We start from the raw sequence: 25,527 nt of genomic DNA, 5'->3' as shown, positions 1-25,527 counted from the left end.
CGGAATCCGGCCACGGCCGGCCGGACGACCGACCGTCCGACCGGCCGAAGCCCTTCTGCGCAGCGGCCGTCGCGGTGGCCGGAGGCCGTGGTCGAACGATCCGTCGAACCACGGCCGAAGTGTCGGAGACCGATGGCCGGATCGGTGGAAACAAGCCAGATTCCCCGCTTTCCTTTACCTTATATTGACCCAGCTCGATACAACCCATCCACTCGGCACCAAAGCTTCACAGCGCCCCCCTGGCGCCGTCCCGACCAGCGCTTTTCAATGGTCCGCACCATGCCATTCCTTCGCGCTCTGCTCCGTACCGCGCGCACGATCCGGCGCTCCCCCCAGGGGTCCGCCGGACTGCCCGCGGACGATGTGGTGCTGCTCGACGCCCCCGACGAACGGCTCTCCCCGGCGCTTGTCGCCGCCGCCCTCGGGGAGTACGAACCGGCCGCGAAACTCCTCGCCACCACCCGGGACGGCGCCGAGTGGGAGAACCGTGACCGCTACCTCAGCCGGCTCGCCACGTTCGCCCGCAACCGCGACGGATGGCTGACCGACTGGCTCGCCGCCGCACCGCACGACCCGGACGCGCTGCTCGTCAAGGCGGAGCTGGCGGTCCGCCGGGCCTGGGAGTCGCCCGTCCGGGCAGAGCAGCTGCGCGAGGTGGGACCGCTGATCACCGCGGCGGCCGAGAGCGACCCCCGCGACCCGGTGCCGTGGCGGCTCGCGCTCGACCATGCGCGCGGCACCCATGCCACACACACCACGTTCGAAGCGCTGTGGGAGCAGGCGATCCAGCGCTCCTCGCACCACTACGGCTGCCATGTCGCGGCGCTGCGGTACCTCTCCGCCGCGTGGTACGGCTCGCACCGCGAGTGCTTCGACTTCGCCGAGCGGGCCGCCGAGGACTCACTGCCCAGCTCGCTGGTGCAGGCGCTGCCGCTGCGGGCCGCCTTCGCCCTGCTGATCGAGGGGCCGGACCTACGGACCACCTCGGTACAGGAGGAACGGATCGACGCGGCAGCCAATCTGGCGATCACGCTGTCCGCCTCGTTCGCGCCCGGCGATCCCTGGCCCGCCGAGGTCCGCAACCTGCTGGCGTACGTGCTGGTCGCGCGGGGCCGCTGGAGCGAGGCGCTGGAACAGTTCCGGCAGATCGGACTCCATGCGGCGTCGTTCCCGTGGTCGTCGGTCTCCGACGATCCGCTCGGCCGGTTCCTCGACGCGAGGGACGAGGCGCGGCTCCGGGTGGCCTGTGCGATGCCCTTGTCGGGCCGGGCCGATCGTGGTCGGCCCCGCGGCCATTACGCTTGACCGTTGTGACCACCGCTCGCCTGCCTCTGTTCCCGCTGAACGCGGTGCTGTTTCCCGGCCTCGTGCTGCCGCTGAACGTCTTCGAAGAGCGTTATCGCGCCATGATGCGCGAGCTGCTGAAGACCGACGCCGACGAACCCCGCCGCTTCGCCGTGGTCGCGATCCGCGACGGCCGCGAGGTCGCCCCGACGGCCGCCGGAATGCCGGAGGCGGTGAGCACCCCCGCCGAGCGCGGTCCCGCGGACGGCTTCGGCCCCGATCCGATCCAGACTTTCCACCGGGTCGGCTGCATCGCCGACGCGGCGAAGATCCGGGAACGGCCGGACGGCAGCTTCGAGGTCCTCGCGACCGGCACCACCCGGGTCAAGCTGCTCTCCGTCGACGCGAGCGGCCCCTATCTGACGGCCGAACTCGAAGAGCTGGACGAGGAACCCGGCGAGGAGGCCGGCGCACTCGCCGAGGGCGTCCTGCGGGCCTTCCGCAACTACCAGAAGCGACTGGCCGGGGCGAGCGAACGCTCCCTGACGACGGGTGCGGACCTGCCCGACGACCCCTCCGTCGTCTCCTACCTGGTCGCGGCGGCGGCCGTATTCGACATCCCGTGCAAGCAGCGGCTGCTCCAGGCACCCGACACCGCGACCCGACTGCGCGAGGAACTGACACTGCTGCGCTCCGAGACCGCCGTCATCCGACATCTGCCGTCCCTGCCCGCGGTGGACCTGACGCGTGCCCCGACCCACCCCAACTGACTGACGACCGACCCGAGGACCCTCCCCCGTGGCGAAGAAGCCGAAGAAGCAGCAGTCCGGCGGCACCCCGGCAACGGTCGCATTGACCGCGGCCGGCACGGCGTTCACCGTCCACGCCTACGACCACGACCCGGCGTCGGCCTCCTACGGCGAGGAGGCGGCCGAGGCACTGGGCGTCTCCTCCGACCGGGTCTTCAAGACCCTGGTCGCGGACGTCGACGGCACACTCACCGTGGCGGTCGTCCCGGTGGCCGGCTCCCTGGACCTCAAGGCCCTGGCCTCCGCGGTGGGCGGCAAACGAGCCGCGATGGCCGACCCGACAGCCGCAGAACGCACCACCGGCTACGTACGGGGCGGCATCTCCCCCCTGGGCCAGCGGAAGCGGCTGCGTACGGTGCTGGACGCGTCGGCACAGTCCCACGAAACAATCTGCGTCTCGGCGGGCCGCCGCGGCCTGGAGGTCGAACTCTCCCCCACGGATCTGGCGTCCCTGACGGGGGCGGTGTTCGCGGAGATCGGCCGGGGGTAGCCCCCCTGGGCGCCTTTCAGCCCGGCGCTTGAGGGTACTTCCGGCCCGCCCGGCGCTTGAGGACCGGGGTCCGGGCGGAGCCCCGGTTCGGGAAGGGGCGGGCAGAGGACAAGCCCCGCGCAGCGGCCTACCCCGTACCGGCACCCCGCACCCCGTACCCCGCCTAGGACTCAGCCGGCGGCACAGGCGGCACACCCCCGCCCGCGGACGACGGCCCCGCCCCCGGCACAGATCCACCCGCGGCCCACCCCGGGAACACACCCCACTCCGGCTCCGGATCCCGTGGCCCGAACAACGCCGTCAACCCGAGATGAACCGCCATCGCCCCCAGCGGCCACGCCAGCAACGCCCCCTTCGCCCGCAGCTTGAGCGGCGCATCGAAGACCACGCCCTTGCCGACCGCCCGCGCGTGTGCGACCACGTCCTGGTTCGGCCCGAGCCACACTCCCAGCCGCCAGGCCAGCAGCGAACCGAGCAGCCCGCCCAGCGCGAGCCCCACCACCAGGGCGATTCCGCCACGCCGCTGGAACAAGAAGACCAGCGCCGCGGAGAGAGCGCCGAAGGCCAGTGCCAGCAGCACGAACGTACCGTCTGCGCCGATCGCCTCCTCGCCCTCGCTGTCGCTGAGGTAGACGGCCGTGTTGTCGGAGATCAGCGGAACCCGCGGGGCCAGCCACAGCCAGAGGAGTCCGAGCCCGATGCCCGCAGCGGTCACGAGAACGGTGACCACAGCGGCCCGCAGCAGATCCGACCGGAGATCCCGCTCCTCCTGCGCCTCCAGCAGGCTGCCGGAATCGGAGCCACCCGGGCCGCCGGGACGACCGGGCCCACCCTGACCACCCCATTTCGGCGGGGTCTGCCAGGGGTCGTTGGACGAGGGCTGGTTGGGCGGTGTCAGAGGTGCGGTCACCTTGACATCGTGCCAGGCGTCCCTGTGCCGCGCCTCACCGGACCGCTGCCCTGCGGTACGCCCAGGTGGCCGCAGCCAGCGAGAGGACGCCGACGACGGCGCAGACCGCGAGATCCAGTGCGACGACCGCCCAGTCGGGGTGGGTGTCGAAGGACCGGGAGAGCGCCTCGACACCGTACGTGGAGGGCAGCAGATCGCGGGCCCAGCCGATAGGCCCGGGCAGCCGGTCGGCCGGCAGGACGCCGAGCAGCAACGCCGCCGACATGCCCAGCTGCCCGAGCAGCGTGGCCAGCTCCTGCCGGGGCGCGAGCAGCCCCATCGCGGCACCGAGCCCGGAGAGCGCCGCCCCGGAGAGCGGGATGACGGCGACGAGCACCCACAGATGCGTCAGCGGCAGTCCGAACAGCACGCTCCCCGCCACGGCCGTGACGATCGTGCCGGGCACGGTGAACGAGGCGTACGCCCCGGCCGCACCGAGCACCACAGCGGCAGGCGGCACCGGCAGGGTGGCGTAGTGGTCGAGTCCGCCGCCGGCCCGCAGCTGCCCGAAGTACTGGGCGAGCAGGTTGAGCGCGACGAAGGCCACCACGAGGACGCTGGATCCGGCGACAACGGCGCGCGCCTCGGAGCCGCCGTCGACGACCCCGCGCATCAGCACCATGATCCCGACGGACTGGAAGGTCGCGACGAAGAGCAGCGGGATACGGGCGACCCTGGCCCTGGACAGCTGGGCACGGTAGACGGCCGCGAGCGAGGGGAACAGCCGGGCCCGTGGCGCGAGCGGCGCGGGAGCTGCCCCCTCCTGGCCGTCGCGGCCGGCACGGCCGTCATCGGCGGTCCGGACGGGTCCGGTCACCGCCTGCGCGGGAACGATGCTCGTCACCTGGCGCTGCTCCTGTTCGCTCGCTGCCCGGCCACGCATGCGCATCCGGTCCCCCCGCCCGCCGCGGTCATGACTTCACCAGCCCCTTGGTCGCGTCCCCGCCGAGCGCGAGATAGACGTCCTCCAGGCTGGGCGTCGCCAGCGTGAAGTCGTCGAGTGCGGCAAAGGCCGCGCCGCCGGTCACGGCGGCGACCGCCGCCCGTGCCTCGTCGGGACCGAGCCGCAGCACCCAGCGCCGCCCGGACTCCTGGGCCGAGCCGCGCAGCGCGGCCACTTCGGGCACGTCCAGGGGCGCCCGTTCGCGCCACACCAGCTCGACCCGGACTTCGCCGGCGACACGTTCCTTGAGCCCGGTCGGCGTGTCGCAGGCGATGACCTTGCCGCGTTCGATCACGGCGACCCGGTCGAGAACCGTCTCGGCCTCGATGACGTTGTGGGTGACGAGCAGCACCGTCGTGCCGCGTTCGGCCCGGCGCCGGTCGACGGCGGCCCAGACGGCGCGCCTCGCGACGGGGTCCATGCCGGTCGTCGGCTCGTCCAGCACCAGCACCGGCCGCTCGCCGACCAACGCGGCCGCGAAGCAGGCGAGCCGCCGCTGTCCGCCGGAGAGCTTCTTCAGGGGGCGTCCCGCGATCTCGGTGAGGCCGAGTTCGTCGAGTACGTCGTCGCGCTCGGCGCGGGCGTCCCGCACCGCGAGGCCGCGCAGCCGTCCGGTGGTCTCGGCGGCGAGCGAGACGGTCAGCTCGTCGAGGGCGGTGGACTCCTGCCCGAGGTATCCGATCAGCCGGGAGGCCCGCTCGGGATGGCGTACGAGATCGTGGCCCAGCACGGTGACGCTGCCGGAGTCGGGCCTCATCAGCCCGGTGAGCTGCCGCACCAGGGTGGACTTTCCGGCGCCGTTGGGGCCGAGGAGGCCGAAGATCTCGCCGCGCCGCACATCCAGGCTGATCCCGTCGGTGGCGCGCACCTCGGGTGTAGCGGGTGCACCCCGGCGGCCGCGGGCGGCGGGATAGGTCTTGACCAGACCACGCACCGCGCACACGGTCCCGGTCGCCGTCTGCGCCTGTGCTGTGCCCGTACTCACGAGGTACGAGAGTACGGGGTCGGATGCCCCGTATTGCGCCCGGGGCCATGCCGGTCGGACGTCGACGCCGCAATCGCGGGCCGGGTTGACCGCCCGCGTGACCGTTGTGCCGTCAGTCGCCGGACGGGCTCGTCCGCTCCACCGCCGGGGCGTGTTCCGCCGCGGCCCGTACATCGATCTCCCGCCAGAATCCGGCCCGGATCGCGTAGCGGTCGTGCTCGTCGATCTGGTCGTCCTTGTGGGCGAGCAGGCCGAACCGTGCCGCGTACCGCAGCAGTTCGCCGTCGATGCGGTGCGGGATGCGCGGATACATGGTCGACAGCTTCTGCAGATGGGCGGTCTCCGGCAGCCGCTCCATCCAGCGCCGGGCGAAGACCTGGCCCACCTCGAAGGGGTCGCCGCCCACGGTGGTGATGTCCTCCTCCCGGTCCGCCCAGCGCTGCTCGGCACTGGTGAGCTGGGCCAGCGTCGGGAGGGACGCGGTTTCGGCGGGCTCGCCCAGCGGTCCGCCGCGCTCCATCCAGCCCTTGTCGGAGGACCAGCGCAGCGTGGCGTTGGCGGGCGACGGCTGGGTGGGCTGGGGGCCGGGGCCGGGGCCGGGGCCGCGCAGGCTGCCCGCCAGGTCCTTGGGTGTGGGGACTCCCCTTCCACCGTGGCCGGGCCGGTCGGCGGTGGAGCTTTCCTCGGGCGGCGGCACCTCACCGTTGCGGGCGGCCGCAGCCTGGGCCTCCGATGCCCGCTCGGCGGAGGCCGCGAGGGCCGCCTCGGGCAGCGGCGCGGAGAGGATCGCAGCGATCTCCGGTCGGGGGGCGGGCGGCGGGGCGCAGACGCCGCCGGTCTCCTTGGCCTGTACGGCCTGGGTGATCCAGGCCCGGTCGAGCACCCTTCGTTCGTCGGCCTCGGCGACCAGGTCCTCGGACTGGTTGTAGTCGCCGTCGGCGGCCTGGACGGCCCACAGATGGACGGCGACGCCGTGTTCCTTGGCGGACATCAGGCCGGGCAGCAGATCGCCGTCACCGGTCACCAGCACCACGTCGGAGCAGGCCCGGTTCCTGGCCAGTTCGGTGAGCTCGGCGTGCATCGCGGCGTCGACGCCCTTCTGTGCCCAACGCCCGTCACTGCGGGTGAGAGCGCCGAGCCGGACGGTCACCCGTGGCATCACTCGAAGTCTGCGGTGCTCGGGCTGCGGTACGCGGTCGGGGGCGCCGTCGAACCAGTAGATCCGCAGCAGCGGCTGCTGCGTATCCGCCTCTGCCAGCTCGCGCAGGCCCCGGATGAGGGCCGCGTGGTCGACGGTGATGCGGGAACGGGCGGGCTCCCCGGCCAGCAGGCTCGCGGCCGCACCCAGCAAGTAGCCGGCGTCCACCAGGACGACGCAACGGTCCACGCGTTCCACCCTCTTCCAGAAGCTCGGGTGTGGTCTTTGCCAAGGGTTTCCTTCGAGTCTGCCCGACCGTGCAGGGGTTGACGGCCGGAACTCGATCATCGGCGTGGCGGATTCGGAAAACGGCGCATGATACCCCCTCACTACGCACGGTAATGATCCAACATGCATGCTTTAACCCGCTATGTGAATCTGAACGCGGTCCTGGCCCCGAGAGTCCCCGTAGGAGGAACACCATGGCCAAGAACAAGAACCGCAAGCAGAGCAGCCAGCAGAACCGCCAGCAGAACCGCGCGTCGTCCCGCCCGGAGCGCGGTGCGGAAGAGCCCAAGTCGACTGCTTACGAGTCGCAGATACAGCCTCAGTCGCAAGCCCAGGGCAGCCCTGCTGATGTCGCCCGTAAGCACCAGCGGCGCTTCGGTCACAACTGACCGGGCAGATCTCCGGTCCCGGCCGCAGGCCGGGTGGCCGAGAGGGGCGCTCCCGCTTCCGCGGGGCGCCCCTCCCTCTCGTGCGTCGGCCGTGAACCGGCTCAGCCGGCCAGGCAGGACGGCCCGAGCAGCACCTTCAGGTCGCCGAAGAGCGCCGGGTCGGGCTTCACCCGGTGCCGGTCGAGCCGGAGCACCGTGGTCTTACGGGGGCCCTGGAGCTTGATCCGCACCTCGGTGTCGCCCCGGTGGTTGCTGAGGACCTCGCCGAGGCGGCTGACCATCGGCGGGGTGATCTTGACCGTGGGGATGGTCAGGACCACGGGGGCGTTGGTGCCGGCCGACGAGATGTCGGGGACCTGCATCTCCATGGCGACGAGCCGGGGCACGTCCTCCCGCTTGTCGAGACGTCCCTTGACGAAGACGACGGTGTCCTCGACGAGCTGGGTGGAGACCAGTTGGTAGGTGGCGGGGAAGAACATGCACTCGATGGATCCGGCCAGGTCCTCGACGGTGGCGATGGCCCAGGCGTTGCCCTGCTTGGTCATCTTGCGCTGCAGACCGGAGATGATGCCTCCGACGGTGACGATGGCACCGTCGGAGTGCTCCCCGCCGGTCAGCTGGGAGATCGAGGAGTCGGCCTTGTCGGACAGCACGTGCTCCAGGCCGAAGAGCGGGTGGTCGGAGACGTACAGGCCGAGCATCTCGCGCTCCTGGGCCAGCAGGTAGGACTTCTCCCACTCGATGTCGGAGAACTCCACGTCGAGCCCGAAGCCAGGCTCGTCGCTCTCCTCCTCGCCCATGCCGCCGAAGAGGTCGAACTGGCCCTCGGCCTCCTTGCGCTTGACCTGCACCACGTTGTCGATCATCGGCTCGTGGTGGGCGACCAGGCCCTTGCGGGTGTGGCCCATCTCGTCGAAGGCGCCGGCCTTGATCAGCGATTCGACGGTGCGCTTGTTGCAGACGACCGCTTCGACCTTGTCGAGGAAGTCGGGGAAGGAGCTGTACTTCCCCTTCGCCTTGCGGCACCGGATGATCGAGTCGACGACGTTCTGACCCACGTTCCGGACGGCCGTGAGGCCGAAGAGGATCACCTCGTCGCCCTGCGCGGCGAAGTTCGACAGCGACTCGTTCACATTGGGCGGCAGCACCTTGATGCCCATACGACGGCACTCGTTGAGATAGACCGCCGACTTGTCCTTGTCGTCCTTGACCGAGGTCAGCAGCGCCGCCATGTACTCGGCGGGGAAGTTCGCCTTCAGGTACGCGGTCCAGTAGGTGACCAGACCGTACGCGGAGGAGTGCGCCTTGTTGAACGCGTATCCGGCGAACGGGACCAGAACGTCCCACAGCGCCTTGATCGCGGCGTCGGAGAAGCCCTTCTCCTTGGCCCCCGCCTCGAAGAGGACGAAGTTCTTCGCCAGTTCCTCGGGCTTCTTCTTGCCCATCACGCGGCGCAGGATGTCGGCTTCGCCGAGCGAGTACCCGGCGACGATCTGGGCGGCCTTCTGCACCTGCTCCTGGTACACGATCAGGCCGTAGGTGAGGCCGAGGACCTCCTTGAGGGGCTCCTCCAGCTCCGGGTGGATCGGGGTGATCTCCTGCCGGCCGTTCTTGCGCTCGGCGTAGTTCGTGTGCGAGTTCATGCCCATCGGGCCCGGCCGGTACAGGGCCGAGACGGCGGAAATGTCCTCGAAGTTGTCGGGCTGCATCTGGCGCAGCAGGGAACGCATCGGACCGCCGTCGAACTGGAACACGCCGAGCGTGTCGCCGCGGCAGAGCATTTCGTACGTCTTCGGGTCGTCCAGCGGGAGGCCGAGCAGGTCCAGCTTGACGCCCTTGTTGCTCTCCACCATCTTGACGGCGTCGTCCATGATGGTCAGGTTCCTGAGGCCCAGGAAGTCCATCTTCAGCAGGCCGAGCGACTCGCACTGCGGGTAGTCCCACTGCGTGATGGTGACGCCGTCGGTGTGCCGCACCCAGATCGGGGCGTGGTCGACGATGGGCTCGCTGGACATGATGACGCCTGCGGCATGCACGCCCATCTGCCGGACCAGGCCCTCGACGCCCTTCGCGGTGTCGATGACCTTCTTCACGTCCGGCTCGTTCTCGTACATCCCCCGGATCTCACCCGCCTCGCTGTAGCGCGGGTGCTTGGGGTCGGTGATGCCGTTGAGGTCGATGCCCTTGCCGAGGACGTCGGCGGGCATGGCCTTGGTGAGCCGGTCGCCCATCGCGTACGGGTAGCCGAGGACGCGGGCGGAGTCCTTGATGGCGTTCTTCGCCTTGATCTTGCCGTACGTGCCGATCATGGCGACCTTGTCGGCGCCGTACTTCTCCGTCACGTACCTGATCACTTCGACGCGCCGACGCTCGTCGAAGTCGATGTCGACATCGGGCATGGAGACACGCTCGGGGTTGAGGAACCGCTCGAAGATCAGTCCGTGCTCGATCGGGTCGAGGTCGGTGATGCCCATCGCGTACGCCACGATCGAACCGGCCGCGGAACCACGACCGGGGCCGACCGCGATGCCGTTGTTCTTCGCCCACATGATGAAGTCGGCGACCACGAGGAAGTAGCCCGGGAACCCCATCTGGATGATGATGTCCATCTCGTACTCGACCTGCTTCTGCCGGTCGTCGGGGACACCGCCCGGGAAGCGGCGCTCCATCCCGCGCCGCACTTCCTCCTGGAACCAGGTGATCTCCGTGAACCCGTCCGGGATGTCGAACTTCGGCATCAGGTCGCGCTTCTCGAACATGCCGCCGGTGTCGATCTGCTGCGCGACCAGCAGCGTGTTGGCGCACCCCTCCTGCCAGGCGTCGGAGGAGTCGACGGCGTACATCTCGTCGGTCGTCTTGAGGTAGTAGCCGGTGCCGTCGAAGCGGAAGCGGTCCGGGTCGGAGAGGTTCTTGCCGGTCTGGATGCAGAGCAGCGCGTCGTGCGCGGTGGCCTCGTGCGCGTAGGTGTAGTGCGAGTCGTTGGTCACCAGCGGCGGGATGTTCAGCTTCTTGCCGATTTCGAGGAGCCCGTCACGGACCCGGCGCTCGATCTCGATGCCGTGGTCCATCAGCTCCAGGAAGTACTTGCCCTCGCCGAAGATGTCCTTGTAGTCGGAGGCCGCCTGGACCGCCTCGTCGAACTGGCCGAGCCGCAGTCGCGTCTGCACCTCGCCCGAGGGGCAGCCGGTGGAGGCGATCAGGCCCTCGGACCACTGGGCGATGGTCTCCTTGTCCATACGGGGCCACTTCTGCAGCCAGCCCTCGGCGTACGCGTCCGAGGAGAGCCGGAAGAGGTTGTGCAGACCGGTGCTGTTCGACGCCCAGATCGTCTTGTGGGTGTACCCACCCGAACCCGAGACGTCGTCGCGCTTCTGGTGCGGCTGGCCCCACTGGATCTTCCGCTTGTGCTTGCGTGACTCCGGAGCGACGTACGCCTCGATCCCGATGATCGGCGTCACGCCCGCCTTCTGCGCCGAGTGGAAGAAGTCGTAGGCACCGTGCAGGTTGCCGTGGTCCGTCATCGCGATGTGCGACATGCCCATTTCATTGCAGGCAGCGAACATGTCCTTGAGCCGCGCGGCACCGTCCAGCAGCGAGTACTGGGTGTGGACGTGAAGGTGCGTAAAGGGCGGCTTCGACGACACGGTTTGTGGCCTCCGGGCGAGCAGGGCGGGTGAGGGGGACAGCGTGGAAGTCTACGTCGCGACACCGATACTCCGCGGCCTGTCACTCCGACCGCGCACCGTCGAAAACGATGAGGTTGCCGAGATCACAGACGCGGCGGTCAGCGGCCTCCACCCTCGCACGTGGGCGTGGCGGCGAGCTGACCACCGCACGAACCCGGCAGCCGACCAGGTAACTTCCACGCTCCTCGGGGGGCACACATTCCAGGCGTCCCACATCGACTGTGCGGCCGCGCACATTTCCCACTTACCGGGTTTGTGAGGCTGTCGCTCGCAATGCACCTGTTCATAACTATTGCGAAGGTCGGACCATCCGAGATGGAATCACCCGCACGTCACCCGAGTCAGTGACTGTGGCCGCGCTTTCCTGCTCCGGGCACTGATGCGGCGCCTCCGGCGTTCTCAGCAGGAGGGCAGACAGGAAGGCCCTGTCATCAACGAAGGAAGCAGGCCGGCAATGCGCAGCACTTTCGACGTCTCGGACGCTGAGCGCGAGGAGCAGATCCTTGCGGTCTTCGAGACTGCCTTCGGAGAGCTCCTGGCCGCAGACCCGACAGCCTTCCGGGTCAAGTTCCGCAAGATGGCCGCATCACCGTTCGCGTTCTACAGGGGCACGGCCTGCCTGTATTACGCCGATCTCAGCTCGACGAGAAACGCGGACCCCTATCTGGACGAGCGAACCAGCAGGGTGTGGGTGCACGGCGATCTGCACGCTGAGAACTTCGGCACGTACATGGATTCCAATGGCCGCCTGATCTTCAATGTGAACGACTTCGATGAAGCCTTCGTAGCCCCCTTCACCTGGGACCTCAAGCGGTTCGCCGCCTCCGTCGCGCTGATCGGGTACGCGAAGGCGCTGGGCGACGACCAGATCACCGAACTGGTCCGGATCTACGCGGCGGCCTACCGTGAGCGGATCCACGCACTGGCGACGGGCGCGAAGAACGACGAGGTACCGCCCTTCACGCTGGACACGGCACAGGGCCCGCTGCTGGAGGCGCTGCGCGACGCCCGGTCGCTGACCCGGTTCTCGCTGCTGGACTCGATGACGGAGATCCGGGACTTCGAGCGCCGGTTCGCGGCGGGCGGCGGCTCGATCGACCTGGACGCGGCGACGCGCTACAAGGTGCTGGCCGCCTTCGACGGCTATCTGGAGACGCTGCCGGAGTCGAGCCTGACCCGCCCCGACTCCTACCGGGTGAAGGATGTCGTCGGCCGTCGTGGCATCGGCATCGGTTCGGCCGGGCTGCCCTCGTACAACATCCTTCTGGAGGGCAACAGCGACGCCCTGGAGAACGATGTGGTGATCTACCTCAAGCAGGCGCAGACCCCCGCGGTCTCCCGGCACATCACCGACGCGGCCGTGCGCGAGTACTTCCAGCACGAGGGCCACCGCACGGTCATCTCGCAGCGCGCCCTGCAGGCGCACGCCGACCCGTGGCTCGGCTGGACCGAGCTGGACGGGGCCGGACAACTGGTCGCCGAGGTGTCTCCGTACGCGGTCGATCTGGACTGGTCCGACATCGACGAGCCGGAGGAGATCGCCGCGGTCGTCGCCGACCTCGGCCGGGCGACGGCGACGATGCACTCCGCGGCGGACGACGAGAGCGGCCACTCGCTGGTGCCGTTCTCCACCGAGCGGGCGATCGACGCGGCGATCGCGGCGGACGAGGAGGGCTTCGCCGGACTGCTGGTGGACTTCGCGCACGGCTATGGTGCCCGGGCCCGTGCCGACCACCAGATCTTTGTGGATCTTTTCCGCAACGGCCGCATCCCGGGGCTGTAGGGCTCCGCACGCAACCGGGCCCCTTCAGGGGTCGCTTACAGGTTCGCATGCGACACTCCTCGACGATGGACATATCCGGGACGCAGCTCAGAGTCGTTCGCGCGGCGCTTTTCACAGCGCTCGTCGTGACGCTCTCGACTGCGTCCCATGTGCTGCTCTCCCAGGTCTCACTGCCGCTGACCGTCGTCGCCCTGCTGGCCGGCGCGGTCTTCGCCGTGGCGTACGCGCTGGCCGGCCGGGAGCGCGGCTTCGGGGCGATCGCCGGACTGCTGGTCCCGCTGGAACTGGCCGCCGACACCGTCTTCACCACCGGTCAGCACGTCTGCTACGGCGCAGCAGGCGGCCCCATCGCGGGGCCGCTGCGCTCGGTCGGCGTCGATGTGCTGTGCGGCGGCGGTGACATCGGTGCCCGCGCGCCCCAGGTCGGTGACGTCGGCACCCCGCTCACCTCGGTGACCGGCGGCGGACACACGGCCGCCGCGCTGCTGGCCTCCCCTGGCCCGGCGGTGCCGTGGCTGCTGCTCGCCGCCCATGTGACGGTCGGTCTGCTCGCCGCGGCCTGGCTGCGGCGCGGCGAGTCCGCGCTCGTCGGACTGCTGGGCGCGGTCGCCGTCCTGGCGTTCCGGCCGCTGCTGATCGCGGTCGCCGTGGTGGGTACGGCCCGCTGCTCCGTACGCCGCAGGGTGCGCCCCGCCGGACTCGGCCCGCACCTGCTCGCACATGCCCGTCTGCTCGTGCACTCCGTGGGACGGAGGGGACCGCCGCGCTCGGCCTGCGCCATCGCCTGAGCACGCACACCCCTGACGACGCATCACCCACACCATGGAGAAAAGAACATGAGCAACCGCAACAGCCAGGCCAACAAGGCGGCGGCCCGTGAGCGTCTGCGCGCCGAGCGCGAGCGCCAGGCCAAGAAGGACAAGGTCCGCAGGCAGATCGTCGTCGGCGTCTCCGTCGTCGGTGTGCTGGCGATCGTGGGCGCGGGCACCTGGGGCGTCATGCAGCTGAACAAGCCGTCCCACTGGGAGGCGGCTGCGGACGCGAAGAACGTGACCGCGCCCAAGAACACCTCGGGCGACAACGGCACGACCGTCGTCATCGGCAAGTCGACCGCCAAGAAGACCCTGGAGCTGTACGAGGACTCGCGCTGCCCGATCTGCGCCACGTTCGAGCAGTCCGTCGGCGAGACGGTGCACAAGGACGTCGACGCCGGGAAGTACAAGATCAAGTACGTCGGTGCCACGTTCATCGACAACGCCAGCAACGGCGAAGGCTCGAAGAACGCGCTGAGCTCGCTCGGCGCCGCGCTCAATGTCAGCCCGCAGGCGTTCCTCGACTACAAGTTCGCGCTCTACTCCGCGAAGTACCACCCGGAAGAGACCGACGACAAGTTCAAGGACGACGCGTACCTGATCAAGATCGCTGACACCGTCGACGCCCTGAAGGGCAACCAGGCGTTCCAGAAGGACGTCAAGGACGGTACGTACGACAACTGGGCGATGAAGATGTCCGAGGCGTTCGAGAAGAGCGGTGTGCAGGGCACTCCGACGCTGAAGATGGACGGCAAGCCGCTCACGGGCTCGGACGGCAAGAACGCACCGATGACCGCGGCCGAGTTCAACACAGCGATCACCGCCGCCCTGAAGGGCTAGCGGCAAACTCCCGACAGCGGCTCTCCGACGGGCAGGCGAACTTCCCTCGTTCGCCTGCCCGTTCGCTTTACCGGTCAGTAGGGTTCTCCTCCGTGACCAGTCGACACCTTTCTTCGCCGATATCCGCCCCCAGCCGCCGCACGGTCGTCAAGGCCGCTGCCGCCACGGCCGTCGCCGCCCCCGTGCTGGGCGCCGCCACCACCGCGCGTGCCGCGGACGGGCCCGCCTTCCTGCACGGTGTCGCCTCCGGCGACCCCCTCCCCGACGGCATACTCCTGTGGACCCGCGTCACCCCGGCCCCGGACGCCGTGCCCGGCTCAGGCCGTGGCGCCGATACGGCGGTGCGCTGGGAGGTCGCCGAGGACGAGGGGTTCGCCCGGGTCGTCGCCCGGGGCGCGACCGTCGCGAAGGCCGCTTCCGACCACACCGTCAAGGCCGATGTGCGGGGGCTGAGCCCGGCCACCGCCTACTGGTTCCGCTTCTCGGCGGGCGACGGTACGGGAACCTTCTCGCCGACGGGCCGCACCCGTACCGCGCCGACGGCCGGAGCTGCCACGCCCGGTGTGCGCTTCGGGGTGGTGTCGTGCGCCAACTGGGAGTCCGGGTTCTTCTCCCCGTACCGGCATCTGGCCGCCCGCGCCGATCTCGACGCGGTGCTGCATCTCGGCGACTACATCTACGAGTACGCGTCGGGCAGTTACCCGGACGCCAAGTACGTCGTACGGCCGCACGAGCCGAAGCACGAGATCCTGACCCTCGCCGACTACCGCACCCGGCACGGCAACTACAAGACGGACACCGACCTCCAGGCCCTGCACGCCACCCACCCGGTGATCGCGATCTGGGACGACCACGAGTTCGCCAACGACGCCTGGTCGGGCGGGGCCGAAAACCACACGCCGGGCACGGAGGGCTCCTGGGCCGACCGGGCCGCGGGCGCCAAGCAGGCGTACTTCGAGTGGATGCCGGTCCGCGCCTCCACCGAGGGCACCGTCTACCGGCGGCTGCGGTTCGGCAACCTGGCCGATCTGCACCTCCTCGATCTGCGCACCTTCCGCTCCCAGCAGTCGACGATCGGCAACGGCTCGGTCGACGACCCGGATCGCACGATCACCGGCCGGGCGCAGCTGGACTGGCTGAAGTCGGGCCTGGCCGGCTCGGACGCCACCTGGAAGCTGGTCGGTACGTCGGTGATGATCTCGCCGGTCGCGTTCGGTTCCGTACCCGCGCATCTGCTGGAGCCGCTGGCCGAGTTGCTGGGGCTGCCCACGGAGGGTCTTGCCGTCAATGTCGACCAGTGGGACGGCTACACGGACGACCGCAAGGAGCTGATCACACATCTGCGGGACCGGTCGATCACCAACACGGTCTTCCTGACCGGCGACATCCACATGGCATGGGCCAATGACGTACCGGTGAAGGCGGCGACGTATCCGCTCTCGGCGTCGGCCGCCACCGAGTTCGTGGTGACATCGGTGACCTCGGACAATCTCGACGACATCCTGCATGTCGCGCCGCAGACCGTCTCGGCGGTCGCGAGCGCGGCGATCAAGGCCGCCAACCGCCATGTGAAGTGGGTGGACATGGACTCGCACGGCTACGGCGTCCTCGATGTGACCGCCGAGCGCTCACAGATGGACTACTTCGTGGTCTCCGACAAGACGAAACGGGACGCGACCTCCGCCTGGACGCGTTCGTACCGGACGCTCAGTGGGACGCAGAAGGTCGAGCGCGTGGACCGCCCGGTGCACTGAGAGTCCATTTTCAGCCACTGCGATCCATGTTGACAGCGCATTACATCGCTACGGCGGGTGGCGTGTCTCCCAGCCCCAATGGGGACACACCACCCGCCGGGGTAACGCGGGACGTTACGTCCGCGTCTCAAACTCTGGAACGCACAGAATTATTTCTCCCCGTTTCCCTGGTTTGCCCCATGATTGATTGGGCCTGATCGATTCTCCTCAAGATCTGACATGCGCACGTAATCTCCCGGCGGCGGGTGAGGAAATCCCTCCCCCACACATCCGCGAGGAGTCCCTGTGCGCGCTCTTGCCCGTATATCGCCGCGTATACGTAACCGTGCGATCGGCACCGCCGTCCTGGCCGGAACCCTGGCCCTGGCACCGCTCTCCGCGTCCTCCGGCTCCGCCGTCGCGAAGTCGTCCACCTCCTCGGCATCCGCCGCGTCAGCCGTATCCGCCGCATCCGCCGAGAAGTGCGCGAGCGAGGCGAGCACCTCCGCCACCGCACGCGAGGCCCGCCCCTCGGGCACCAAGCACGCCGCGGACCCCAACGAACTCACCGCGGCCCAGGCCAAGGCCATGGACGCCCAGCTGAAGGAGAGACTCGCGGACCGCCGGCTCAGCGGCTCCACGCTCGCCGCGGGCGCCACCATCCCGGTGTACTTCCACGTGGTGCACTCCGGAACGACCGGCAAGCTCAGCGCGTCCGCCATCAGCAGCCAGATCAGCGTCCTGAACGCCGCCTACAGCGGCCAGGGCAGCGGCAACACCAACTCCGGCTTCCAGTTCTCACTGGCCGGCACGGACTACACGGACAACAGCTCCTGGTACAACGGCGTCTCGCCGGGCTCCTCCGCCGAGAAGGCCATGAAGTCGACGCTGCGCAAGGGCGGCGCGAACGCGCTCAACCTCTACACCGCCAACCTCGGCGGCGGCCTGCTGGGCTGGGCCACCTTCCCCAGCTCCTACAAGTCCAACCCGTCGGACGACGGCGTCGTCATGCTCGACGCCTCGCTGCCCGGCGGCTCCGCCACCAACTACAACGAGGGCGACACCGCCACCCACGAGGTCGGCCACTGGATGGGGCTCTACCACACCTTCCAGGGCGGCTGTAACGGCAACGGCGACTACGTGGCCGACACTCCGGCCGAGGCGAGCCCCGCGTACGCCTGCCCGACCGGGCGCGACACCTGCACCAACAAGACAGGGGTCGACCCGATCCACAACTTCATGGACTACACGTACGACTCCTGCATGACCCAGTTCACCCCGGGCCAGGTGCAGCGGATGAGCGACAGCTGGATCGCCTACCGGGGCTGATCCGCCCAGTCCGTCCGAAGGGCCCCGCACGGGGCCCTTCGCGCGGTCACAGCGTGGCGAGGAAGCCGAGTGCGACCTTCCAGGCCAGCTCGGCCGAGGCCGCGTCGTGGTCCGGCAGTTCGGGATCCGTGAAGAGATGACCCGCGCCCGGATAGCGGTAGACCTCGACATCGGCACCGGTCCGCTGCATCTGCAGATACCAGGAGTTCAGCCAGTCGTGCGTCTCGAACGGGTCCGGGTCCGCGACATGCAGCTGTACGGGCAGCTCGTCCACCGAGGCGTTCTCGGCGATGTCCGAGGTGCCGTGGAACATGAGCAGACCGCGCGCCTTCTCGTCGCCGAGCGCCAGGGTCTGCGCGGTGGAGGCGCCGAAGGAGAATCCGGCGTACACCAGACCCCGGTCCGAGTAGGGTGCGGCGGCCAGCACGGCCCGCCTGAGCAGTTCGTCCTTGCCCACCTCCTCCTTGAAGGCCAGGCCCTCCTCGACGGTCTCGAAGGTGTGCCCCTCGAAGAGATCGGGCACCTGCACCTCGTGCCCGGCGGCGCGCAGCCGTGCGGCGGCCGCGTGCACCGCCGGGCGCAGACCGTACGTCGAGTGGAAAAGCATGATGTTCATGAGGCCCATGGTGCCAGTTACGGTCGGAAGCATGGAGAACGACGGGATGGAGAGCGTGCTGCGTCCGCTGGTCGTCGTCGGCGGCTCGGTCGTGATCACGCTGCTGGTCGGCTGGCTGGTCGATCTGCTGCTCAGACGGGCCGACCGCCGGCACCACGAGACACCGCTGTGGGGTCTGCTGCGGCGCTGCCGGATCCCGCTGCAGCTGACGCTGTGCACTGCGCTGCTGTGGGGCACGTACACCCACACCCGGCTCGATCTCGTCAAGGAGCACGGGGCTGGGATCGGCCAGGTCCTGACTCTGGTGCTGATCGGGACGTCGGCCTGGCTGGTGGTGCGGATCGCGGCGGCCGTCGTCGACTCCGTCTACGCCCGGTACGCGGCGAGCACCCGCGATCCGGCGCGGGTGCGGCGGGTCCGTACGCAGGTGACGCTGATCCAGCGGGTGGTCACCGCGATCGTGGCGACCGTCGCCGTCGGCGCGATGCTGCTGACGTTCCCGGCGATGCGGACCTTCGGCACCTCGATGCTGGCCTCGGCCGGTGTCCTCGGCATCGTCGCGGGCATCGCGGCCCAGTCGACGCTCGGCAATCTCTTCGCGGGGCTGCAGATCGCCTTCGGCGACATGGTGCGGATCGGCGACACGGTGGTGGTGGACGGCGAATGGGGCACGATCGAGGAGATCACGCTGACCTTCCTCGCGGTACGGACCTGGGACGAGCGGCGGATCACGATGCCGGTCTCGTACTTCACCAGCAAACCGTTCGAGAACTGGTCGCGCGGCGGCGCCCAGATGACCGGCTCGGTCTTCTTCCACCTCGACCACTCGGCCCCGGTCGCGGCGATGCGCGACCGGCTGCGGGACATCCTGGGCGAGTGCGCCGCCTGGGACGGCCGCAACTGGTCCCTGGCGGTCACGGACACCACACCGTCGACGATCCAGGTCCGCGCGGTGGTCACGGCCAAGGACGCGGACGACATCTGGACGGTGCGCTGCGCCGTGCGGGAGCAGCTCATCGGATGGCTGCGCGACCACCATCCGTACGCACTGCCGAGGATCGCGACGGCGCCCGCGACGCTTGCGCCGGGCGACGAATGGCCCAACTCGCCCCACCCTACGGACGAGAAGCCGACGGGCTGGGACAAGTCCCCCCGCACGGGACGCGGCTGACCGGACGCGGGCGCCGGGTCACCGCAGGCTGCGTACGTCCAGCTGCCGCAGCACCCGGTCGACGACCTCCGGGTCCGTGCCCGCCTCGTTGCGGGCCGAGAGCACCGCGTGGCGAGCGGCCGACATCATTTCGCGCTGGACACGGCTGATCGCCTTGAAGCGTTCGGCGCGCTTCGCGTACGCCTCGCGGCGCTCGTCGTCGACCATGTCGGGGCTGATCCGGGCCCCCACGTCGTACGCCAGCCGCTGCAGCCGCTCCGCGACCTCCTCCGGGAACTCCTCGACCTCCCGGATCTCCTTGAGCCGCTGCTTCGCGGCCTTCGCGGCGCGGATCGCGAGGTCCTTCTCCAGAGCCTCCTCGGCGTCCGTGTCCGCCCGGACCCGTAGCTTGCGGACCAGCCACGGCAGGGTGAGTCCCTGGACGACAAGCGTGGCCATGATCACGGCGAAGGCGATGAAGACGATCTCGTCACGGCCCGGAAACGGCTTCCCGTCGTCCGTCTTCAGCGGAATCGCGAGCGCCAGCGCGACCGAGGCCACTCCGCGCATCCCGGCCCACCACATGACGACGGTCTCCCGCCAGCTGGTCGGGATCTCCTCGCTGACGTCGCGCCGGGTGTGCAGCCGCTTGGCGAGCCAGGTCGCGGGCAGCAGATACAGCAGCCGTACGCCGACGACGACCGCCACGATGGCCAGCCCCCAGCCGAGCATCTGGAGCTCGCGACCGCCGGCCGTGCCGAAGACGTTGTGCAGTTCGAGACCGATCAGCCCGAACGCGACCCCGGTGACGAGAGTGTCGACGATCTCCCAGAAGGAACGGCCGGTGAGCCGGCCGAGGACGTCGTCGGCGTCGGCGGTGTGCTCCGCGAGGAAGAGCGCGGTGGTCAGGACGGCGAGCACACCCGACCCCATCAGCTCCTCCGCGAGCACGTAACTCACGAACGGCACCAGCAGGGTGAGGCCGACCTGGAGCGTGGCATCGCCGAGCAGGCCCATGAGCTTGATGGTGAGCCAGCCGAGCACGAGACCCACCACCACGGCGACGACCGCGGAGAGGATCAGCAGCCCGAACGCCTCCGGCAGCGAGAACGTGCCGCTCACCGCGGCGGCGATCGCCACGTGGTACAGCACGATCGCGGTCACATCGTTGAACAGCCCCTCGCCCTCCAGGATGGAGACGAGTCTGCGCGGCAGCCCGACCGAGCCCGCGACGGCCGTCGCCGCGACCGGGTCGGGCGGGGCGACGAGCGCGCCGAGCGCCACGGCGGCGGCGATGGGCAGTCCGGGGACGATCGCGTTGGCGACCGCGGCGACGGCGGCCGTCGTGATGAAGACCAGCGCCACGGCCAGCAGAAAGATCGGTCGTTTATTGGCGGCGAACTGCCGCCAGGAGGTTCGCTGCACGGAGGCGTAGAGCAGCGGCGGCAGCAGCGCGGGAAGAATGATCTCGGGCGGAATGTTCACATTCGGCACGAAGCTGAGGAACGCCATGCCGACTCCGGCGAGCGTCATCAGCACCGGCGCGGGCAGTCCGAGACGCTCCCCCAGTGGCACCGTGACCACGGCTCCGAGCAACAGCAGGAGGAGCAGAGCCATTTGGTCCACGAGGTGCCTTCCGGAACACGGTGAGCCGGCCTCTCTGACCGGCCGATCTGGACTTCAAGCCTGCCACGCAAGGCCCGAATTCCAGACAACACCCCCTCTGCACCGCCTCCCTGAGCGACCATTCCTCCGATGTTTATGCCGTCAGCCCCCTTCCGCACGCTCCCCCGGGCGGGCAGTATGCGGCGTGCGTCATTCAGGGACGAGAACCCTCACCGCATACATGACTGGCAGGAGAAACCACGTGACCGCGTTCTCCCGAAGGCATTTCGTCGGCGCCGCCGCTGCCGGAACATCCGCGCTCTGGCTCGCCGGCTCCCGTACCGCATGGGCCGCAGCCGCCCCCGCACCGGCGGTCCACCCGGACACCGACATATACGAGAAGACCGTCCGCGACGCCGCCATGACCTGGCGCACGCTCCCCACCGGCTGGCAGCAGGCCCCCTTCCTCGCCAACGGCTGCCTCGGCGCCCAGCTGTACGCGGGAAAGGCCGCCAACACTCTGAAGCTGATGCTCAGCCACAGCCAGGTGCAGGACCAGCGCGGCCAGTGGCGCGGCGGCATCGGCTTCTCCCGCCTTCCCATCGGGTACTTCACCCTGACCCTCGCCGGGGAGATCACCGCCGTCGACTGGACCCTGGATCTGTACGACGCCGAGCTGCGCGGCACCGTCACCACCACGCGCGGCTCCCTGGGGTTCTCCGCCCTCGTGCAGAACGACACCAGCGCCCTGCTGATCTCCACCAGACCCACCCCCGGCGAGGAGACCGCCGCCTGGTCCTTCCAGTGGCTGCCCGCCGCCACCACCCGCAGCAGCGGCAAGCCCGAGGACTACACGGCCAACCCGGACCCACGGGTCGGCGACGGCTTCGTCGAGCAGCCGCTGCTCGCGGGCGGCGGCTGGACCACCGCCTGGCGCGAGCAGCGCGAGGGCACCGGCCGGCTGCTCGCCGCACACCTCGTGTACCGCTTCCCCGGCCAGGTGTCCGAGACCACGACCGCCGCGCTGAGGGCCGTGGACCGCACCCTCGCCGCCGACCCCGACCGGTTGGTGGACCGTCACCGCACCTGGTGGCACGCGTACTACCGGCGCAGCTTCCTCTCCGTACCGGACAAGCGGCTGCAGAGCTTCTATCTCACCCAGCTCTACAAGCTCGCCGCATCGACCAGGGCCGAGGGTCCGACGATCTCCGAATGGGGCCCGTGGTTCCCCGAGGTAGGCAACAACTGGACCGCGGTCTGGTGGAACCTCAACGTCCAGATCGGCATGGCACCCATCCACGGCTCCAACCACCCCGAACTCGACTCGGTGACGGGTGCCTTCCGCCGCTTCGAGCACAACCTCCCGGCCTCCGTCCCCGTCGACTTCCGCGACGGCGAGAGCTACGCGCTGGGCCACCCTTCCGACTGGCAGCTGCGCGCAGGCGATACGTACGACGTCGGCGCCCCGGGCTCGGACCACGTCTCCGACAACTTCGGCAATCTCACCTGGGCCCTGCACAACGTCTGGCAGTCCTACCGGCACTCGATGGACCTGTCCGTCCTGCGCGATGTGGTGTATCCGATCCTCGCGAAGGCCATCAACTTCTACGCGCACTTCCTGCACGAGGGCCCGGACGGCAGGCTGCATCTGCTGGAGACCCGCTCCCCCGAGTACGCCAACGCCGAGGACTGCACCTACGACCTCTCGCTCGTCCGCTGGGGTGTGCGCACCCTGATCGCGTCGGCGAAGCTGCTGCGCAACAACGATCCGCGGCTGAAGCGCTGGCAGGACATCGGCCAAAGGCTCACCCCGTACGCCGAGGACCCGGCGGCCGGCGTCATGATCGGCAAGGACGTCCCGCTCGCCGACTCGCACCGGCATCACTCGCATCTGCTCTGGCTCTACCCGCTGCGCGAACGGAACTGGGACCGGGCCGGGGACCGCGATGTGATGCAGCGCTCCATGGACCACTGGGTCTCCATGCAGCAGCTGTGGCACGGCTACAGCTACGCCCACCGCCTCGTCCATGTACTCGGTGATGGACGAGCCGGAGAAGGCCCTCGACTTCCTGACCTTCTTCACCGATCTGAAGGTGGTCGCGGACGGCCAGATGACCGTCAACACGATGTACCGGGAGGGCAAGAACCTCGCCCTGGAGAGCCCGCTGTCCGCCGCCCAGTCGATGCTCGACATGGTGGTGCAGGGCCACGAGGGGGTGGTGAAGGTCTTCCCGTCCGTCTCGGACCGCTGGGCGGACGCGTCGATCGCTTCACTGCGCACCCAGGGCGCCTTCCTGGTGGACGCGGACCGCTCCGGCGGTGCCACGCGCTGGGTACGGGTACACAGCGAGGCGGGCGCCCCGCTGACCCTGGACCACTCCATCGCGGGCCGGATCGACGTACGGGACGCGCGCGGGCGCCCGCTGTACTGGCGGGAGACCGGACCGGGCCGGATCACGGTCGCCCTGCCACGCGGTGGCACGGCGGTGGTCACTCCGCACGGCGCACGCCACCCGGGGACGGGACCGCGCGATGTGCCGTCGAACGGGGCGTGGACGCGCTGGGGCCTGCCGGGCTGACCCGGACGGATGCGGGGTGCCGCTCGCTCCGTACGGCCGGGGGCGGCACCCGGCACTCGTTCGCTTGCTACAGAGCTCGGCGCATCGCCCGGTGGGCGATGCCGGCGTCCGGGAATTCGGGGCCGTACGCCAGATACCCGAGCCGCTCGTAGAAGCCGAGCGCACGGGTCTGGGCGTGCAGATCGACGGCGGCCAGACCGAGCTCACGGGCCGCGTCCTCGATGGCCCGGACCAGCGCCACGCCGACGCCGAGACCGCGCGCCTCCTTGGTCACCGCCAGCCGGCCGAGCGAGCCCACGGTGAGGTCGCCGCCGGTCTTGGCGAGGGCCGCCGCACCGTGCAGCAGCCGCCCGGTACCGAGCGCGGAACCGTCCGCCGCGACGGCGATCACATGCACCGCGTCGGCGTCGTAGGCGTCGTACTCGATCTCCTCGGGCACGTTCTGCTCGCCGACGAAGACCTCCTTGCGGACCTGGAAACAGGCGGCGCGGTCCCGCTCGTCGACGACGGTACGGGTGGTGTACGGGGCAGCAGGCACGCCGGTCATTCGCTCTCCGCCGCGATCTTGTCCAGGGCCTGCTGGAGGTCGTCCGGGTAGTTGCTGGAGAACTCCACCCACCTGCCGTCGGACGGGTGCTCGAAGCCGAGCCGGACGGCGTGCAGCCACTGCCTCGTCAGACCGAGGCGCTTGGCCATCGTCGGGTCGGCGCCGTAGGTGAGGTCACCGACGCAGGGGTGGCGGTGGGCCGACATGTGCACCCGGATCTGGTGCGTACGGCCCGTCTCCAGCTTGATGTCCAGGAGGCTGGCGGCGCGGTACGCCTCGATGAGGTCGTAGTGCGTCACGGAGGGCTTGCCCTCGGCCGTGACGGCCCACTTGTAGTCGAGGTTGGGGTGGCGCCCGATGGGGGCGTCGATGGTGCCGCTCATCGGGTCCGGGTGGCCCTGCACGAGCGCGTGGTACTTCTTCTCGACGACCCGGTCGCGGAACTGGGCCTTCAGCAGGGTGTAGGCCCGCTCGGACTTGGCCACGACCATCAGGCCGGAGGTGCCGACGTCGAGGCGGTGGACGATGCCCTGGCGCTCGGCGGCGCCGGACGTCGAGATCCGGTACCCGGCCGCGGCGAGACCGCCGATGACGGTCGTACCGGTCCAGCCGGGGCTCGGGTGGGCGGCGACCCCGACCGGCTTCACGATCACGACGATGTCGTCGTCGTCGTGCACGATCTCCATGCCTTCGACGAGCTCGGCGACGATCTGTACCGGAGCGGGTGCCTGCGGCATCTCCACTTCCAGCCAGGCGCCGCCCCGTACCCGCTCGGACTTCCCGACCACCGCGCCGTCCACCTGCACCTTCCCGGCAGCGGCCAGGTCGGCGGCCCTGGTGCGGGAGAAACCGAACATCCGGGAAATGGCGGCGTCGACACGCTCGCCCTCCAGGCCGTCGGGTACGGGCAGGGTGCGGACCTCGGGATACGTACTCACCTGTCGAGTATGCCTTGCGCCCGCTAGTCCTTGTGCACGGTGCCGTCGGGGTCCAGGCCCTTGAAGGAAAGGATCACGATCAGGATGCCGCCGCAGACGATCGCGGAGTCGGCGAGGTTGAAGACGGCGAAGTGTGCGGGGGCGATGAAGTCCACCACCGCGCCCTGGAAGGTGCCGGGAGCGCGGAAGATGCGGTCGGTGAGGTTGCCGAGCGCACCGCCGAGCAGCAGGCCGAGTGCGATGGCCCACGGCAGGCTGTAGAGCTTGCGGGCCAGGCGGGCGATCACGACGATGACGGTCGCCGCGATGAAGGTGAAGATGATCGTGAAGGCCTCACCGATGCCGAACGCGGCGCCCGCGTTACGGATCGCATCGAGCTTCAGCCAGTCGCCGAGGATCTCGACCGGCGGGTGGTGTTCCAGCTTCGCGACCACGATCATCTTGCTGATCAGGTCGAGCAGATAGGCGAAGACGGCCACGGCGAAGAGCACCATGATCTTCCGCTTTCCCCTGCTCGGGACCGTCTCCTCGACCCCGCTCTCGGCCACGTCCCCTTCGGTCCCCTCAGCATCGGGGATGTCCGGCGTACCGATGATGCGCTCCGCCTCTGCCACGTAAGTCCCTCAACCTAGGT

Annotated in this window: 21 protein-coding genes; 11 read left to right on the top strand and 10 right to left on the bottom strand. The window is 69.6% G+C overall.

All coding sequences use genetic code 11. The annotated features are described in order from the left end of the window. Window positions 1-267: 267 nt before the first annotated feature. Genes OG609_RS30280 through ybaK form a run of 3 tightly spaced genes read left to right on the top strand, consistent with a single transcriptional unit; the run spans window position 268 to window position 2,583 of the window. Entirely contained in the window at window positions 268-1,305 is a 1,038-nt protein-coding gene (locus OG609_RS30280) for a hypothetical protein (protein ID WP_327275737.1), read from the top strand. Between the two features lie 5 nt (window positions 1,306-1,310). Next, a complete protein-coding gene (locus OG609_RS30275; protein ID WP_327275736.1) occupies window positions 1,311-2,054 on the top strand; it encodes an LON peptidase substrate-binding domain-containing protein in 744 nt (247 codons plus the stop codon). A gap of 28 nt (window positions 2,055-2,082) precedes the next feature. Further along, window positions 2,083-2,583: a Cys-tRNA(Pro) deacylase gene (gene ybaK, locus OG609_RS30270; protein WP_327275735.1), complete on the top strand. Its 501-nt coding sequence runs from the start codon at window positions 2,083-2,085 to the stop codon at window positions 2,581-2,583. A 163-nt stretch (window positions 2,584-2,746) separates the two neighbouring features. Here the strand turns inward: ybaK and OG609_RS30265 are convergent, their stop codons facing one another. From OG609_RS30265 to OG609_RS30250, 4 genes are all read right to left on the bottom strand, one after another. Then, the gene (locus tag OG609_RS30265; RefSeq protein ID WP_327275734.1) at window positions 2,747-3,493 is read right to left on the bottom strand and encodes an ABC transporter permease; all 747 of its coding nucleotides are present in this window, start codon (window positions 3,491-3,493) and stop codon (window positions 2,747-2,749) included. Window positions 3,494-3,527: 34 nt separating this feature from the next. Further along, window positions 3,528-4,415, bottom strand: coding sequence for an ABC transporter permease (locus OG609_RS30260; RefSeq protein WP_327275733.1), 888 nt, complete (start codon window positions 4,413-4,415; stop codon window positions 3,528-3,530). Window positions 4,416-4,443: 28 nt separating this feature from the next. Beyond that, window positions 4,444-5,418, bottom strand: a complete 975-nt coding sequence (locus OG609_RS30255) for an ABC transporter ATP-binding protein (RefSeq protein ID WP_327278236.1) — start codon at window positions 5,416-5,418, stop codon at window positions 4,444-4,446. A 154-nt stretch (window positions 5,419-5,572) separates the two neighbouring features. After that, the gene (locus tag OG609_RS30250) at window positions 5,573-6,856 is read right to left on the bottom strand and encodes an NYN domain-containing protein (protein WP_327275732.1); all 1,284 of its coding nucleotides are present in this window, start codon (window positions 6,854-6,856) and stop codon (window positions 5,573-5,575) included. Window positions 6,857-7,080: 224 nt separating this feature from the next. Here OG609_RS30250 and OG609_RS30245 point away from each other — a divergent pair, with 224 nt between their 5' ends. Continuing rightward, window positions 7,081-7,275 (top strand): hypothetical protein, encoded by a 195-nt coding sequence (locus OG609_RS30245; RefSeq protein ID WP_327275731.1) that lies wholly within the window; start codon window positions 7,081-7,083, stop codon window positions 7,273-7,275. Window positions 7,276-7,376: 101 nt separating this feature from the next. Here OG609_RS30245 and dnaE read toward each other — a convergent pair whose 3' ends face one another. Further along, entirely contained in the window at window positions 7,377-10,919 is a 3,543-nt protein-coding gene (gene dnaE, locus OG609_RS30240; protein WP_327275730.1) for a DNA polymerase III subunit alpha, read from the bottom strand. A 496-nt stretch (window positions 10,920-11,415) separates the two neighbouring features. Here dnaE and OG609_RS30235 point away from each other — a divergent pair, with 496 nt between their 5' ends. The 5 genes from OG609_RS30235 (at window position 11,416) to OG609_RS30215 (ending at window position 17,458) form a co-directional block, all read left to right on the top strand. Next, on the top strand, window positions 11,416-12,744 hold the full coding sequence (locus OG609_RS30235; protein WP_327275729.1) for a DUF2252 domain-containing protein: 1,329 nt from the start codon (window positions 11,416-11,418) through the stop codon (window positions 12,742-12,744). Window positions 12,745-12,809: 65 nt separating this feature from the next. Further along, window positions 12,810-13,532, top strand: coding sequence for a hypothetical protein (locus OG609_RS30230; RefSeq protein WP_327275728.1), 723 nt, complete (start codon window positions 12,810-12,812; stop codon window positions 13,530-13,532). 48 nt (window positions 13,533-13,580) lie between these two features. Then, window positions 13,581-14,396: a DsbA family protein gene (locus tag OG609_RS30225; protein WP_327275727.1), complete on the top strand. Its 816-nt coding sequence runs from the start codon at window positions 13,581-13,583 to the stop codon at window positions 14,394-14,396. Window positions 14,397-14,488: 92 nt separating this feature from the next. Further along, window positions 14,489-16,150, top strand: a complete 1,662-nt coding sequence (locus OG609_RS30220) for an alkaline phosphatase D family protein (RefSeq protein WP_327275726.1) — start codon at window positions 14,489-14,491, stop codon at window positions 16,148-16,150. 285 nt (window positions 16,151-16,435) lie between these two features. Beyond that, on the top strand, window positions 16,436-17,458 hold the full coding sequence (locus tag OG609_RS30215; RefSeq protein ID WP_327275725.1) for a zinc metalloprotease: 1,023 nt from the start codon (window positions 16,436-16,438) through the stop codon (window positions 17,456-17,458). Window positions 17,459-17,504: 46 nt separating this feature from the next. Here OG609_RS30215 and OG609_RS30210 read toward each other — a convergent pair whose 3' ends face one another. Beyond that, window positions 17,505-18,083, bottom strand: coding sequence for a dienelactone hydrolase family protein (locus OG609_RS30210; protein WP_327278235.1), 579 nt, complete (start codon window positions 18,081-18,083; stop codon window positions 17,505-17,507). Window positions 18,084-18,120: 37 nt separating this feature from the next. On the opposite strand from OG609_RS30210, the gene OG609_RS30205 reads away from it, so the two are divergent. Next, window positions 18,121-19,245 carry a mechanosensitive ion channel family protein gene (locus OG609_RS30205; RefSeq protein ID WP_327278234.1) on the top strand — a complete coding sequence of 375 codons (1,125 nt, stop codon included), beginning with the start codon at window positions 18,121-18,123 and terminating at the stop codon, window positions 19,243-19,245. A gap of 18 nt (window positions 19,246-19,263) precedes the next feature. Here the strand turns inward: OG609_RS30205 and OG609_RS30200 are convergent, their stop codons facing one another. Next, window positions 19,264-20,850 carry a Na+/H+ antiporter gene (locus OG609_RS30200; protein ID WP_327275724.1) on the bottom strand — a complete coding sequence of 529 codons (1,587 nt, stop codon included), beginning with the start codon at window positions 20,848-20,850 and terminating at the stop codon, window positions 19,264-19,266. A gap of 241 nt (window positions 20,851-21,091) precedes the next feature. Here OG609_RS30200 and OG609_RS46330 point away from each other — a divergent pair, with 241 nt between their 5' ends. Then, entirely contained in the window at window positions 21,092-23,560 is a 2,469-nt protein-coding gene (locus OG609_RS46330; RefSeq protein WP_442818016.1) for a glycosyl hydrolase family 95 catalytic domain-containing protein, read from the top strand. Here the strand turns inward: OG609_RS46330 and OG609_RS30190 are convergent. Genes OG609_RS30190 through lspA form a run of 3 tightly spaced genes read right to left on the bottom strand, consistent with a single transcriptional unit; the run spans window position 23,476 to window position 25,507 of the window. Further along, the gene (locus OG609_RS30190; RefSeq protein WP_327275723.1) at window positions 23,476-23,955 is read right to left on the bottom strand and encodes a GNAT family N-acetyltransferase; all 480 of its coding nucleotides are present in this window, start codon (window positions 23,953-23,955) and stop codon (window positions 23,476-23,478) included. The genes OG609_RS46330 and OG609_RS30190 overlap by 85 nt on opposite strands. Further along, window positions 23,952-24,893 carry an RluA family pseudouridine synthase gene (locus tag OG609_RS30185; RefSeq protein WP_327275722.1) on the bottom strand — a complete coding sequence of 314 codons (942 nt, stop codon included), beginning with the start codon at window positions 24,891-24,893 and terminating at the stop codon, window positions 23,952-23,954. The genes OG609_RS30190 and OG609_RS30185 overlap by 4 nt, the downstream gene beginning before the upstream one ends. 23 nt (window positions 24,894-24,916) lie before the next feature. Further along, window positions 24,917-25,507, bottom strand: coding sequence for a signal peptidase II (lspA, locus tag OG609_RS30180; protein ID WP_327275721.1), 591 nt, complete (start codon window positions 25,505-25,507; stop codon window positions 24,917-24,919). Between the last annotated feature and the right edge of the window lie 20 nt (window positions 25,508-25,527).

The organism is Streptomyces sp. NBC_01224 (assembly GCF_036002945.1).
In the GTDB taxonomy this organism is placed as follows: Bacteria; Actinomycetota; Actinomycetes; order Streptomycetales; family Streptomycetaceae; genus Streptomyces.
This window is presented reverse-complemented; position numbering and strand designations above follow the sequence as displayed.

Excerpts from the sequence above, each read along its gene's own strand:
- OG609_RS30235 (WP_327275729.1), top strand. The coding sequence starts at position 11,416 with ATGCGCAGCACTTTCGACGTCTCGGACGCTGAGCGCGAGGAGCAGATC.
- OG609_RS30190 (WP_327275723.1), bottom strand. The coding sequence starts at position 23,955 with ATGACCGGCGTGCCTGCTGCCCCGTACACCACCCGTACCGTCGTCGAC.
- OG609_RS30225 (WP_327275727.1), top strand. The coding sequence starts at position 13,581 with ATGAGCAACCGCAACAGCCAGGCCAACAAGGCGGCGGCCCGTGAGCGT.
- OG609_RS30245 (WP_327275731.1), top strand. The coding sequence starts at position 7,081 with ATGGCCAAGAACAAGAACCGCAAGCAGAGCAGCCAGCAGAACCGCCAG.
- OG609_RS30280 (WP_327275737.1), top strand. The coding sequence starts at position 268 with ATGGTCCGCACCATGCCATTCCTTCGCGCTCTGCTCCGTACCGCGCGC.
- OG609_RS30260 (WP_327275733.1), bottom strand. The coding sequence starts at position 4,415 with ATGCGTGGCCGGGCAGCGAGCGAACAGGAGCAGCGCCAGGTGACGAGC.
- OG609_RS30205 (WP_327278234.1), top strand. The coding sequence starts at position 18,121 with ATGGAGAGCGTGCTGCGTCCGCTGGTCGTCGTCGGCGGCTCGGTCGTG.
- OG609_RS30210 (WP_327278235.1), bottom strand. The coding sequence starts at position 18,083 with ATGGGCCTCATGAACATCATGCTTTTCCACTCGACGTACGGTCTGCGC.
- OG609_RS30230 (WP_327275728.1), top strand. The coding sequence starts at position 12,810 with ATGGACATATCCGGGACGCAGCTCAGAGTCGTTCGCGCGGCGCTTTTC.